The sequence below is a fragment of the Bacillus sp. ok061 genome, from assembly GCF_900108285.1.
Taxonomy (GTDB): Bacteria; Bacillota; Bacilli; order Bacillales; family Bacillaceae_G; genus Bacillus_A; species Bacillus_A thuringiensis_S.
The window spans coordinates 65,673-79,155 of sequence record NZ_FNUW01000021.1 but is presented as its reverse complement, the minus strand read 5'-3'; the positions used below and the strand labels follow the sequence as shown (position 1 = coordinate 79,155).

Here is a 13,483-nt window from a genome sequence, read left to right as displayed (position 1 = left end):
ATGTTTCAAATGAAAAAATTATTACTTACGGCACTTATTTCAACTTCAATTTTTGGGTTAGCGGCTTGTGGCGGGAAAGATAAAGATGAAAAGAAACTTGTTGTTGGTGCTTCTAACGTACCGCACGCTGAAATTTTAGAAAAGGCAAAACCGTTACTTGAGAAAAAAGGAATTGAGTTAGAAATTAAAAAATTCCAAGACTACGTATTACCAAATAAATCATTAGCGGATAAGGATTTAGATGCAAACTACTTCCAGCACATTCCGTATTTAGAGAAAGAAATTAAAGATAAAAAATATGACTTTGAAATAGCAGGAAAAATTCATTTAGAACCAATTGGTGTATACTCTCAAAAATATAAGAGCTTAAAAGAACTTCCAGACGGGGCGACAATCATTATGAGTAATTCTGTTACTGACCATGGACGTGGTTTAGCAATTTTACAAAAAGAAGGCATTTTAAAAATTAAAGACGGAGTAGATCCAGTTAGTGCAACTCCAAAAGATATTGCAGATAACCCGAAAAACTTAAAGTTTAAAACGGACATTGAGCCAGGTTTGTTACCACAAGTGTATAACAATAAAGAAGGCGACGCTGTTTTAATTAACTCGAACTATGCAATTGATGCGAAATTAAACCCAGAAAAAGATGCAATTGCAATTGAAGGTGATGATTCTCCATACGCAAACGTATTAGTGGTTCGTAAAGGTGATAAAGATAAAAAAGAGATTAAAGAGCTTGTAGAAGTATTGCATTCTAAAGAAATCGAAGACTTTATTAATAAAGAATATAAAGGAGCGGTTGTTCCTGTAAAAGAATAATTGCTGACAAGGCTGGTGTATGCCAGCTTTTTTATAACTACATAACTATAGGGGAGAAGGGGACATCATATGAAAAAGATTCTATTGTCAGTTGTTACAGCGCTGTCTGTATTTACATTAGCTGCTTGCGGAGGAAAAGAAGAGAATAAGCTTGTTGTTGGAGCTTCTAACGTGCCGCACGCTGTTATTTTAGAGAAAGCACAGCCAATCTTAGAGAAAAAAGGCATTAAGTTAGAGATTAAAAAGTTCCAAGATTATGTACTGCCAAATAAAGCGTTAGCGGATAAAGAGATTGATGCGAACTACTTCCAGCATATTCCGTATTTAGATAAGGAGATCCAAGAAAAAGGATATAAAATTGTAAACGCAGGAAAAATCCATTTAGAGCCAATGGGTATTTATTCTAAGAAATATAAAAGCTTAAAAGACTTACCAGATGGCGGGACAGTTATTATGAGTAATAACGTAGCGGAGCGAGGCCGTATGTTAGCATTGTTACAAAAAGGCGGCGTGATTAAGCTTAAAGATGGTGTAGATGTGGTTAAGGCGACAGTAAAAGATGTAGTCGAAAACCCGAAAAACTTAAAATTTAAAACAGATGTTGAACCTGGACTTTCACCGAAGTTGTATGAAAATAATGAGGGAGATGCTTTATTCATTAATTCGAACTATGCAATTGATGCAAAATTAAATCCAACGAAGGATGCAATTGCGATTGAAGGATCAGACTCTCCGTATGCAAACATCATTGCAGTTCGTAAAGGTGATGAGAAGAAAAAAGAAATTAAAGAGCTAGTAGAAGTGCTACATTCAAAAGAAATTCAAGATTTTATTAACAAAGAATATAAAGGTGCTGTACTTCCGATAAGTGAATAATTATAAGGAAAGGACTGGGAATTTACCGGTCCTTTTTTCTTTATATAAATAAGAAGAAAGGTGTATCATATAAAGGTGAGAAGGAAATACTTATATACATTTGTGAAAAAACGGTTACTTTTTTTCGTCGTTTGCGATATCATTTTATTTGATATAAAATTAGAATGAGAATAAAATGAGAATATGAACGTTTTAGGAATTTTTAAAATGTATATATAGGATTAATGGAGGTATTGAGATGGCTGGTTCTACATTAACGGTTAAAGACTTACACGTATCAATTGACGGCAAAGAAATTTTAAAGGGTGTAAACCTTGAAGTAAAAGGTGGAGAAATCCACGCAATTATGGGACCTAACGGAACAGGTAAATCAACTTTATCTTCTGCAATTATGGGTCACCCAAAGTATGAAGTAACAGAAGGTAGCATCATCATTGACGGTGAAGATGTATTAGAAATGGAAGTAGACGAGCGCGCGCAAGCGGGTCTATTCCTAGCAATGCAATATCCAAGTGAAATTAGCGGAGTAACAAACGCTGACTTCTTACGTTCTGCAATTAACGCACGTCGTGAAGAAGGCGATGAAATTTCTCTTATGAAATTTATCCGTACATTAGATAAAAACATGGAATTCCTAGAAATGGATCCAGAAATGGCACAACGTTACTTAAACGAAGGTTTCTCTGGTGGAGAGAAAAAACGTAACGAAATTCTTCAATTAATGATGATTGAGCCAAAAATCGCAATCTTAGACGAAATCGACTCAGGTCTTGATATCGATGCATTAAAAGTTGTATCTAAAGGTATTAACCAAATGCGCGGCGAAGAGTTCGGTTGCCTAATGATTACGCATTACCAACGTTTATTAAACTACATCACTCCAGACTTCGTTCACGTTATGATGAACGGTCGTATCGTTAAATCTGGTGGCCCTGAGCTTGCACAACGTCTAGAAGCTGAAGGTTACGACTGGATTAAAAAAGAATTAGGTATTGAAGACGAAACAGCAGAGCAAGAAGCGTAAGAGAGGAGCATAAACATGACAATCGGTACATTACCTTTCGATCAAGAAACAATCCGTCAGCGCGCAAGCGAAGTAAACGAAGCTGCTTGGTTGACTGAGTTCCGCTTACAAGCTCTTGCACAAGCAACAGAACTTCCAATGCCAACGCCTGATAAAACGAAAATTGAAAAATGGGACTTTATCGGAAAAGGCGACGCTGCTAAGCAAGAGCCTGTAAGTTCTTTAACAGAGCTTCCAGAAGCAGTGAAAAACTTAATCGATGAAAATAACAGCGTATTAGTACAACGTACTGGTACAACTGCGTTCGTTTCTTTAGCAGACGAAGCAAAAGAAAAAGGTGTTATTTTTACAGACATCGTAACAGCTGCAACAGAGCATGCTGAACTATTACAAAAGTATTTAATGAAAGACGGCGTGAAGGTAGACGAGCATCGTTTAACTGCACTTCATGCTGCATTAATCAACGGCGGTGCATTCGTATATGTTCCGAAAAACGTTGTTCTTGAAACTCCACTTCAAGCTGTATTCTTAGTAGACGGCGAAGAAGCTAACGTATATAACCACGTATTATTCGTAGCTGATGCGAACAGTACTGCAACTTATGTAGAAAACTATGTTGCAAATGAAAATGCTAAAGGTATTGCAAATATCGTAGCAGAAGTAATCGTGGAACAAGGCGCACAAGTTAAATTTGGTGCAGTTGATCTATTAGCAAAAGACGTAACAACTTACGTTAACCGCCGCGGTGTTGTTGGACGCGACGGCCGCATTGATTGGGCTCTAGGCCTTATGAATGACGGAAATACAATTTCAGAGAACGTTACAAACTTAATGGGCGACGGTTCATATGCTGATACGAAAACAGTAACAATTGGCCGTGGTAACCAAACACAAAACTTTACAACTAAAGTTGTTCACTTCGGTAAACACTCTGAAGGTTGGATTTTAAAACACGGTGTACAAAAAGATAGTGCAACATCTATCTTTAACGGAATTGGTAAGATTGAACACGGTGCATCTAAATCAAATGCACAACAATCTTCTCGCGTTCTTATGTTAGATGAGAAAGCTCGTGGGGATGCAAACCCAATTCTTTTAATCGACGAAGATGATGTAATGGCAGGTCACGCAGCTTCAGTAGGCCGCGTAGATCCGTACCAATTATACTACTTGATGAGCCGTGGTATTCCAAAACGCGAAGCAGAACGTTTAGTCATCCATGGATTCTTAGCACCTGTAGTAAATGAGCTTCCAATTGAAGGAGTAAAAGCACAGCTTGTTGAGGTAATTGAAAGGAAAGTTCGCTAATGAATATTCATGAAATACGCAAACAGTTTCCAATTCTTGATCAAAAAGTGAACGGCAAACAACTTGTATATTTCGATAGTGCAGCAACTTCTCAAAAACCAATTCAAGTCATTGAAACGTTAGAACGTTACTATAAAGAATATAATTCTAACGTGCATCGCGGTGTTCATACGCTCGGTACGAAAGCTACCGACGCGTATGAAGGTGCACGCGAGAAAGTTCGCAAGTTTATTAACGCGAAATCAATGGAAGAGATTATTTTCACGCGCGGAACGACAACTGCATTAAATACAGTAGCGGCTAGCTATGGTCTTGAAAATGTAAAAGAAGGCGATGAAATCGTTATTTCTTACATGGAGCACCATAGTAACATCATTCCGTGGCAACAAGTTGCGAAGAAAACTGGTGCAACTTTAAAATACCTTCCGCTTCAACCAGACGGTACAATTTCTTTAGAAGATGTTCGTCAAACAGTTACACCGAATACAAAAATCGTTTCTATTATGCAAGTTTCAAACGTGCTTGGAACGATTAACCCTGTAAAAGAAATCGGAGCAATCGCACACGAAAATGGCGCAATTATGGTCGTTGACGGTGCACAAAGTACACCTCACATGAAAGTAGATGTACAAGATTTAAACTGTGATTTCTACGCATTATCTGCTCATAAGATGTGCGGACCTACAGGCATCGGCGTATTATATGGTAAAAAAGAATTGCTGAACAATATGGAGCCAATTGAATTTGGCGGTGAAATGATTGATTTCGTAGATTTACAAGAATCTACTTGGAAAGAGCTTCCGTGGAAGTTTGAAGCAGGTACACCGATTATCGGTAATGCAATCGGACTTGGTGCGGCAATTGATTTCCTAGAAGAAATCGGTCTTGATAATATTGAAAAGCATGAACATGAATTAGCGCAATACGCTTTAGAAAGACTATCAGAAGTAGATGGCGTTACAATTTATGGTCCAAAGCATCGCGCTGGTCTTGTTACATTTAATATTGAAGACGTACATCCTCACGATGTAGCGACTGTATTAGATGTAGAAGGCATTGCAGTTCGCGCAGGACATCACTGTGCACAACCGCTTATGAAGTGGCTAAAAGCTTCTTCAACAGCACGTGCGAGCTTCTATTTATATAATACAAAAGAAGAAATTGATACATTTGTTGAATCGCTAATCAAGACAAAGGAGTATTTCACAAATGTCATTTAATAATTTAGATACGTTATATCGTCAAGTTATTATGGATCATTATAAGAATCCTCGTAACAATGGCGTGTTAGAAGATAGTGTTACTGTTAACTTGAACAATCCAACTTGCGGCGATCGTATTCAACTTACGATGAAAGTAGAAGAAGGTATTGTGCAAGAGGCGAAGTTTGAAGGCGAAGGATGTTCAATCTCAATGTCTTCAGCTTCAATGATGACACAAGCAGTAAAAGGTAAGAAAATTGAAGAAGCACTTCAGCTTTCGAAAATTTTCTCTGACATGATGCTAGGAAAAGAGTACGATGACAGCATCGATTTAGGAGATATTGAAGCATTACAAGGCGTATGCAAGTTCCCTGCACGTATTAAATGTGCAACATTAGCGTGGAAAGCGTTAGAAAAGGGCTTAAACGAAGATAAGTAATGTTAAAGGTTCCTAAAAATGAGGTTATCTAAGGAGGGACACACCAACATGGCGAAGCAACTGCCAGATATCGGCGATTACAAATATGGTTTCAAAGACAAAGACGTTTCGATTTTCCGTGCTGGACGCGGTTTAACAAAAGAGATCGTTGAAGAGATTTCACGTATGAAAGAAGAACCACAGTGGATGTTAGACTTCCGTTTAAAATCACTGGATAAGTTCTATGAAATGCCAATGCCACAATGGGGCGGCGACTTAAACGACTTAGATTTCGATGAAATTACGTACTACGTAAAACCATCTGAGAAATCTGAGAAGTCTTGGGATGAAGTACCTGATGAAATTAAAGCAACATTTGATAAATTAGGTATTCCAGAAGCTGAGCAAAAATATTTAGCTGGTGTATCTGCACAGTACGAATCTGAAGTTGTATACCACAACATGAAAGAAGACCTAGAAGCTCTAGGAATCGTCTTCAAAGATACAGATAGCGCATTAAAAGAGAACGAAGATATTTTCCGTGAGCATTTCGGAAAAGTAATCCCACCAACAGACAACAAATTCTCTGCATTAAACTCTGCAGTTTGGTCTGGTGGATCATTCATCTACGTTCCAAAAGGTATTAAAGTTGATACACCACTTCAAGCGTATTTCCGTATTAACTCTGAAAATATGGGACAATTCGAGCGTACGCTTATCATCGTAGACGAAGGCGCACATGTACACTACGTAGAAGGTTGTACAGCACCTGTTTACACTACTAACTCACTTCACAGTGCGGTAGTAGAAATCATCATTAAAAAAGATGCGTATTGCCGTTATACAACAATCCAAAACTGGGCGAACAACGTATACAACCTAGTTACAAAACGTGCGGTTTGTGAAGAAAACGCGACGATGGAATGGATTGATGGTAACATCGGATCTAAATTAACGATGAAATACCCAGCAGTTATCTTAAAAGGCGAAGGCGCTCGTGGTTTAACATTATCAATCGCGATTGCTGGTAAAGGCCAACACCAAGATGCTGGTGCGAAAATGATTCACTTAGCACCAAACACGTCTTCAACAATCGTTTCTAAATCGATTGCGAAGCATGGTGGTAAAGTAACTTACCGTGGTATCGTACACTTCGGACCAAAAGCGAAAAACTCTCGCTCTAACATCGAGTGTGACACGTTAATCATGGATAACCAATCTACATCTGATACAATTCCTTACAACGAAATCAAAAACGATTACGTTTCACTTGAGCACGAAGCGAAAGTATCGAAAGTATCAGAAGAACAATTATTCTACCTAATGAGCCGCGGTATTTCTGAGCAAGAAGCTACAGAAATGATCGTAATGGGCTTCATTGAGCCATTCACTCGCGAACTTCCAATGGAATACGCAGTTGAAATGAACCGCCTAATCAAGTTTGAGATGGAAGGTTCTATCGGCTAATATATGTATGAAGAAAGCGCCCTGCTGTGCAGGGCGCTTTTTTGTTTTGCGGATTTGTCTTGGTTTGGTAGAGGATACCCAGGTGGGTGTTCAGCTAAATATATCAACGATTTTTCAAGTATATCGATCATAAACAGGAATATATCAACGATTATTTCAATATATCAACGTTTCGACAAGGAATATCGATTTGTTGACAAAGTAAGACAAAAGAAAATCCTCACATACCCCAAACATTTTATAAGAACAGAGAACGACTAGGTTTAAGACAAAGATACTGACAAATCCACTTGAACAATCAACCACTGAATTTTATATTAAACTTTTTGAAAAATCCCCCTTCTAGCAATGAATTCAACAACTAAAAAAATAAATTTTCTCATATGAAAAGGACAATCTTTTGCTTTTTCTCACAATGCGAGTACAATGTAAAATAGCAAGAAAAGACGAAAAATATTTACAGGATTATTGTGTGCGCATAGCGTAAATGGCAGTAAGGAACTGAGAGGAGGTTTTTTCTCTGAATATAAATAAAGAAACAATCATCCACCTTTATCATACAAACGATATACATAGTCATTTTGAAAATTGGCCGCAAATTTCTCGGTTTGTACAGGGAGAGAAAAAGCGAAGACAGGAAGCGGGAGAGACCGTTTTGACGGTTGATATCGGCGATCATGTGGATCGTTTTCATAGTATTTCGGAAGCGACGAATGGACTTGGCAATACGAAGCTTTTAAATGAGGCGTTATATGATTATGTAACGATCGGAAATAATGAAGGAATTACGTTAGCGAAGGAGCATTTGAATCGTCTATATGATGAGGCTGGATTTGAGGTGCTTGTCGCGAATTTATTTGAAAAAGAAGGTGTACGTCCGGAGTGGGCAAAGCCTTATAAATTACATACAACGACAGATGGGATTACGATTGCCTTTATCGGGTTAACGGTAGCTTATCCAGAGTTTTATCATATGCTCGATTGGCATATTGAAGATCCGCTTATCCATTTAGAGTCTATTTTAGAAGAAGTGCGAGATGAGGCTCATATTACAGTTGTCCTTTCTCATCTTGGAAAAAGCATGGATGAGTATATGGCAGAGCATTATGATATAGATGTTATTTTAGGGGCACATACGCATCATTTATTTGAGCGTGGCGTTCTTATGAATAATACGTTACTTTGTTGTTGTGAAAAGTGGGGGCGTTACGTTGGTCACGTACAGCTTACTGTGGATATAGAGACGAAGAAATTACTGAAAAAAGACGGTAGAGCAATTAAGACGGAACGGTTAGGGGCTTATAGCGAGCCGTTATCCACAATTGAAATACTGCAGGAAGAAAGTAAGCATATAATGGCAGAGCCTGTCGTTCATTTAAAAGAGTCATTACCGGTTGATTGGTTTCATGAGACGCCGTTTTCTCATATGTTAGCAAGTGCGCTGAAAACATGGTGCGGTGCAGAAATTGGAATGGTGAATGCTGGTGTACTTCTTGAAGGATTAGAAGAGGGTGTTGTAACGCGCGGAGATATTCACAGAATTTGTCCACATCCAATTAATCCGTGTGCTTTGAAAGTTCCAGGAAAGATATTAAGAGAAGTTATTTTGAAAGCACGTAAACCGAATATGGAGAATCTTGAGGTGAAAGGATTCGGATTTCGGGGGAAAGTGATGGGGAAAATGATTTACGCTGGTGTAGAAGTAACTCCAGATACGATTCCTGGGAATAAAATTTTATTAGAAGATGTATTGATTAACGGCGAATCGCTGGAGTTAGACCGTATATATACAGTAGGAACAATTGATATGTTTACGTTTGGATACTTATACCCAGAGCTATCCACACTTTCTAGCAAACAATATTATATGCCAGAACTACTTAGAGATGTGTTAACAGATATGTTAATAACTTATACATCTTCCGTTAAACTATAGGCTAGTTAACTTGTAACACTCATTTTTCTCTTGTCATACAGATAAGAAAGAGAGGAGTGTGAACTATGGTTAATGTGGAGCCAATTATAATTGATAATTATACGTTTATTGCAGTTAGCGTGAAACTTCCAAAGACGAATTTGCTAGCTGTAATGAGCGATAAAGGATATATTATGTGTGGTGCATTAGATGTAGGTCTTTTAAATGAGAAGTTAGGTGATCGAGGAATTATTGCTGGCCGTGCGGTTGGTGTAAGAACGATTGAACAACTTCTTGAAGCGCCACTAGAATCGGTAACGACTGGAGCTGAAGCATTAAGCATTTCAGCAGGAACGATTGGAAAAGAAGCATTATTAAAAATGAGATAAGCATATATCGTCCCTCCTTCTTGCATAGAAATAATATAAGAAGGAGGTTTTTTTATGAGTATATTTCGCTCGAAAAACTCGCGGTTTCGAAAGGGACCTATTGCCTTTCGGTATATACTGCTTATGTCGTTTATTCTTTTTGTTATATTACTTACGCAAGGGCTGTGGATTGTGAATAATAGTATTCAGCCGACCTTAATTAAATATGGAGAAGTAGAGACACAGAAAATGGCGACGGCAATTATGACGAAGGCGGTAAAGGATCGAATTAATGAAGGATTCGATGTGGATTCATTAATGAAAGTACAGAATGATAAAAACGGGAAAGTATCCACAATTAATTTAAATACAAAGCAAGTAAATGAAATCGTAACGTCAACGACCACGTACATAGAAAAATATTTGCAGCAAGTAGAACAAGGGAAGTTGAAGGAGCTAGGTATTTCTGAAAAAAACGGGGCGACTATGGCAGTTCCTTTTGGGCGTGTAACTGATAATGCGCTTCTTGGTAATATAGGACCAGATATTCCGATTCATTTCACGCCAATTGGGCATGTGAATACAGATATTAAACAAAAAATTGAACCGCATGGGATCAACACTACAGCGATTCAAATTGTTATGGAAATGGAAGTAACGTTGCAAGTAATCATTCCATTTCATACGAAAGAGATAACAGTGAAACAAAATGTTCCGATTGCGACGCGTATCGTTCAAGGGGAAGTGCCTACGTATTATGGAAGCGGAAGCGTTGCTGTACCTGATAAAAAGAAAACAGATAGTTAATTGCATATAAAGTGAAACTTGAATCAATCGGGCTTTTACTGGATAAAAAATAACCGTAGCAATGCGCTACGGTTATCGTTTTGTATTTGCTCGTTCTTTGCGTTCCCAAAGGCTTAAATGCATATATGGATCGAAGGCCCATTCTGTATAGCCATTGTCTTTATATATGCCAAAATGTAAGTGGGGTGGGAATTTTCCGGCTGTACCAGGGGGTCCATAGCCAGTGCTACCAACAAATCCGATTACTTTTCCGGGCTCAACAATTTGTCCAAGCTGTATTTCTTTTGAGAACCCGCCTAAATGAGCGTAATAATGGTAATTGTTATGAAGGTCGCGAATACCAATGCGCCATCCACCAAGGCGGTTCCAACCTTTCGTTTCAATAATGCCATAGCAAGTCGATCTTACTGGCACGCCATATCCGGCAAAAATATCGGTTCCTTCATGAACTCGTCTGCCCCCAAAACTTCTTCCAGCACCGAAAGTACTACGGTAACTATGGTCACTACGAATCGGAAGAGGAAAAGCATTTCCTTCTAAATTAATACGTCCATAATGTTTATAAATTTGGGCGTATTCGCTAATTAAATCAACTGTTTTTGCACGTCTATAATATTCCCAAAGCATAATTTTAATACGGTCTTCTGACGTTCCTTGTTTCCTTAAAATAGTCGCTGCGGTATGCAGAAGATCACGGTCGCTATTTGCATTTGCAAATCCATCTTTGTCACCATCTAAACCTATTCCGCCAAATAGAGAAATTGTATGGGGGAGAGTATCGTTACTATTAACAGGTCCAGCCCATATTTCTGGTTTGAAATAAAGGGAAATGATGGCATCTGGTTTTTTTGGAATATCTCTTCTTACGCTCCGTATATTTCTTTCATATTGATCCATTGCAGCTAAGTAATACCATGGAATGCCTGAAGACTGCTCGGTTTCTTTATATAGTGCCATGCGCTTTTCGTATATGCTTTGCTGATTATCTTCACCGTAAGCGATGTTTTGGTGGAGAAGAAAACAAATAGAAAGCAAAAGAGAAATTTTTCGAAGCATGAAATAGACTCCTTTCACAACATCACTCTTTTTAGTGTGGGATATACGGAGTATTTCATTATAGGGAACGATTGGAAAAAATCTTAGAATCTTCATTTGAGCAAATCGCTTTCATACGTTAGAATAGATATGTTACATTGAAAGAAGCGAACACGGTAAACTATTTCATATTGTGCGGAGTTGATAACCATGACAAAACAAACAGAATATAAGCGCAAGCCCGAATGGTTGAAAATTAAGTTAAACACGAATGAAAACTATACAGGCTTAAAGAAAATGATGCGTTCTAAGAATCTTCATACCGTTTGTGAAGAGGCAAAATGTCCGAATATTCATGAATGCTGGGCTGTAAGAAAAACAGCAACATTTATGATTTTAGGTGCGGTTTGTACACGTGCTTGTCGTTTTTGTGCGGTTAAAACAGGCTTACCAACTGAGCTTGATTTACAAGAACCAGAACGCGTAGCAGATTCAGTAGTACAAATGGGCTTAAAGCACGTTGTTATAACAGCGGTTGCACGTGATGATTTAAAGGACGGCGGAGCAGCTGTTTTTGCTGAAACAGTACGAGCAGTACGTCGTAAAAACCCATTCACGTCTATCGAAGTATTACCATCTGATATGGCTGGGGTAGAAGAAAACTTAAAAATGTTAATGGATGCAAAACCAGATATTTTAAACCATAACATTGAAACAGTACGTCGATTATCTAACCGAGTTCGCGCTAGAGCAAAATATGATCGTTCATTAGAGTTTTTACGTCGAGCAAAAGAAATGCAGCCTGATATTCCAACTAAATCGAGCATTATGGTCGGCTTAGGTGAAACAAGAGAAGATTTAATTGAAGCAATGGATGATTTACGTGCAAACAATGTGGATATTTTAACTCTTGGACAATATCTACAACCATCTAAGAAGCATTTACCAGTTATTAAATATTATCCACCAGCAGAATTTGCAGAGCTTAAAGAAATTGCACTTAGCAAAGGATTTAGCCACTGTGAAGCTGGCCCACTTGTGCGTTCTTCTTACCATGCGGACGAGCAAGTACGTTCTGCAAAAGAAAAAACAGCAGAAGCTAAATAATGAAAAAAGAGAGCTAACGATTAGCTCTCTTTTTGTTTGTACTCTAAAACGGTATTTGGACATGTTAATAAAATCTTTTTTAATTCTTCTGTGGATAATTCAATTGTAAATTCAGGAACACCAGGTGTAATTAAAATTTTATCGTACGTATAAACGGAACTGTCCACAATAATTGTTACATCTTGTGAATAACCAAAAGGAGCTACACATCCTGGAGTACAGCCAGTTTCCATTCTTAGTTCATCAGGAGAACAGAGCGATAAGCGTTCTCCAGTTATTTCTTTCATCTCTCCTCGGTTAAGCCGAGTTCCTTCTAACGTAAAAAACACGTAAAAATTTCCAGATGTTGATTTTAAAAATAAGCTTTTACTTGGAGTACCTTGTAAGCCAAGTCTCTCACGTACAATCCGATCTGTCTCATAATCGAGTACCGGTTCGTGTTCGAACTTTTCATAAGAAACATTTGTTTTATGTAGTAGAGCAAGTACGTCTTCGTACATATGAAATAATACCCCTTTCTATTGTTAGAACAGTCTCTTCTCGTGGCGTCAACTGAATGTTTTGGAAAGGGATATTACTTGGACGATGCTTTCCATAAGCGTGTTATGATACATTGTTCGTCGATTGTAATTTCGTAAATATCAGGATTCGTTAAAGTTCTCCATTCATTAAAGCCAATCGTATGATCAAAATGCTTTAAAATGAGTGTAAGTAAATTGCCGTGTGTAACAAGTAGTGTTGTCGTATGGTTTAATTGTAAAACATCTTGAATAAGCGATATGGCACGGTCTGTTGCTTGTTTTGTTGACTCTCCGCCTGAAAAGGCAATATCTATGTTCGTAAAAGTGGATTCTAGTTTTTGCATCCAATCATCCATTGGAACGTTGCTCAATATGCGTTCAGTTAATCGTTCATCTTCTTGGATAGATAAGTTAGCTTGGAGCGCATAGGGCCGAATGGAATCGATAGCTCGGACAAATGGGCTTGAAATAATATGATCGATTTGTAGATGATTTTCTAAGAGGAATGTAGCAAGGGTGTTTGCTTGGTCTTTTCCATCGGTCGTTAATTCATCATCACGTTTTTGCCCAGTTGCTGAACAATGTCGTATTACAATAATTTTCTTCATAATTC

The 13,483-nt window shown here is 38.0% G+C and carries 14 protein-coding genes; 11 read left to right on the top strand and 3 right to left on the bottom strand.

Translation table 11 applies throughout. The features are described 5' to 3' along the window. The first annotated feature begins 9 nt into the window (after positions 1–9). The 10 genes from metQ (C4S65_RS23580) (at position 10) to yunB (ending at position 10,207) form a co-directional block, all read left to right on the top strand. Entirely contained in the window at positions 10–822 is an 813-nt protein-coding gene (metQ, locus tag C4S65_RS23580) for a methionine ABC transporter substrate-binding lipoprotein MetQ (RefSeq protein ID WP_000735079.1), read from the top strand. Positions 823–891: 69 nt separating this feature from the next. Further along, a complete protein-coding gene (gene metQ / locus C4S65_RS23575; RefSeq protein ID WP_000722400.1) occupies positions 892–1,698 on the top strand; it encodes a methionine ABC transporter substrate-binding lipoprotein MetQ in 807 nt (268 codons plus the stop codon). Positions 1,699–1,936: 238 nt separating this feature from the next. After that, the gene (sufC, locus tag C4S65_RS23570) at positions 1,937–2,722 is read left to right on the top strand and encodes a Fe-S cluster assembly ATPase SufC (RefSeq protein WP_000929162.1); all 786 of its coding nucleotides are present in this window, start codon (positions 1,937–1,939) and stop codon (positions 2,720–2,722) included. Between the two features lie 15 nt (positions 2,723–2,737). Beyond that, complete coding sequence (sufD, locus tag C4S65_RS23565; protein ID WP_000152177.1) at positions 2,738–4,030, top strand: Fe-S cluster assembly protein SufD; 1,293 nt, start codon at positions 2,738–2,740, stop codon at positions 4,028–4,030. Next, a complete protein-coding gene (gene sufS / locus C4S65_RS23560) occupies positions 4,030–5,250 on the top strand; it encodes a cysteine desulfurase SufS (protein ID WP_001020767.1) in 1,221 nt (406 codons plus the stop codon). Before sufD ends, sufS begins: the two co-directional genes overlap by 1 nt. Then, the gene (gene sufU, locus C4S65_RS23555) at positions 5,240–5,671 is read left to right on the top strand and encodes a Fe-S cluster assembly sulfur transfer protein SufU (protein ID WP_000009525.1); all 432 of its coding nucleotides are present in this window, start codon (positions 5,240–5,242) and stop codon (positions 5,669–5,671) included. Before sufS ends, sufU begins: the two co-directional genes overlap by 11 nt. Positions 5,672–5,719: 48 nt before the next feature. Beyond that, positions 5,720–7,117: a Fe-S cluster assembly protein SufB gene (gene sufB / locus C4S65_RS23550; protein ID WP_001118824.1), complete on the top strand. Its 1,398-nt coding sequence runs from the start codon at positions 5,720–5,722 to the stop codon at positions 7,115–7,117. Between the two features lie 520 nt (positions 7,118–7,637). Beyond that, a complete protein-coding gene (locus C4S65_RS23540) occupies positions 7,638–9,053 on the top strand; it encodes a bifunctional UDP-sugar hydrolase/5'-nucleotidase (protein WP_153577999.1) in 1,416 nt (471 codons plus the stop codon). 65 nt (positions 9,054–9,118) lie between these two features. Continuing rightward, the gene (locus C4S65_RS23535) at positions 9,119–9,421 is read left to right on the top strand and encodes a DUF1805 domain-containing protein (RefSeq protein WP_086406374.1); all 303 of its coding nucleotides are present in this window, start codon (positions 9,119–9,121) and stop codon (positions 9,419–9,421) included. A gap of 54 nt (positions 9,422–9,475) precedes the next feature. Continuing rightward, positions 9,476–10,207, top strand: coding sequence for a sporulation protein YunB (gene yunB / locus C4S65_RS23530; RefSeq protein WP_000021797.1), 732 nt, complete (start codon positions 9,476–9,478; stop codon positions 10,205–10,207). 72 nt (positions 10,208–10,279) lie between these two features. On the opposite strand, the gene C4S65_RS23525 is transcribed toward yunB, so the two are convergent. Continuing rightward, entirely contained in the window at positions 10,280–11,263 is a 984-nt protein-coding gene (locus C4S65_RS23525; protein ID WP_098472178.1) for a M23 family metallopeptidase, read from the bottom strand. Between the two features lie 189 nt (positions 11,264–11,452). Here C4S65_RS23525 and lipA point away from each other — a divergent pair, with 189 nt between their 5' ends. Further along, complete coding sequence (lipA, locus tag C4S65_RS23520; RefSeq protein ID WP_000166367.1) at positions 11,453–12,349, top strand: lipoyl synthase; 897 nt, start codon at positions 11,453–11,455, stop codon at positions 12,347–12,349. Positions 12,350–12,369: 20 nt separating this feature from the next. Here the strand turns inward: lipA and C4S65_RS23515 are convergent, their stop codons facing one another. Beyond that, on the bottom strand, positions 12,370–12,849 hold the full coding sequence (locus C4S65_RS23515) for a YbaK/EbsC family protein (protein WP_000272753.1): 480 nt from the start codon (positions 12,847–12,849) through the stop codon (positions 12,370–12,372). 74 nt (positions 12,850–12,923) lie between these two features. After that, the gene (locus C4S65_RS23510; RefSeq protein WP_000721053.1) at positions 12,924–13,478 is read right to left on the bottom strand and encodes a histidine phosphatase family protein; all 555 of its coding nucleotides are present in this window, start codon (positions 13,476–13,478) and stop codon (positions 12,924–12,926) included. Between the last annotated feature and the right edge of the window lie 5 nt (positions 13,479–13,483).